Source organism: Rahnella sp. PAMC25617 (genome assembly GCF_050606005.1).
GTDB classification, from domain to species: Bacteria; Pseudomonadota; Gammaproteobacteria; order Enterobacterales; family Enterobacteriaceae; genus Rahnella; species Rahnella variigena.
Genome location: NZ_JBOCUM010000300.1, coordinates 1 through 285, shown reverse-complemented (window position 1 = coordinate 285; position 285 = coordinate 1). Strand labels below are relative to the sequence as shown.

General features: G+C 43.9%; 1 protein-coding gene. It reads left to right on the top strand.

Going from position 1 to position 285, the window contains the following annotated elements; all coding sequences use genetic code 11:
- Positions 1-285, top strand: a 285-nt coding sequence (locus ACM615_RS24405; protein WP_431012711.1) for a hypothetical protein, incomplete at both ends; no start/stop codon positions are given.

Below are 285 nucleotides of genomic sequence, written 5' to 3'. Positions count from 1 at the left end.
AGTAAAAAACTAGTGCTAAGAGGCGGATTGAGAGCAGGTAATAGCCAACTGGCAGAACAGTCTTGGGTTGATCCTCGCCTTTCACTTGCCTATCAAGTCTCAAAGTTTGGTCAAGTTTCCCTTGCCTCAGGTCAGTTTCATCAACTGCCTATCGAGTATTTCCGAGCAATTGACCCAACTATCGGCAAATCGAAAGCAAAACACCTGATCTTAAACTATTTGTTTCAGAAAGATGGCCTCATGTTCCGAGCGGAGACTTTCTACAAAAGCTATGACGAGCTAATC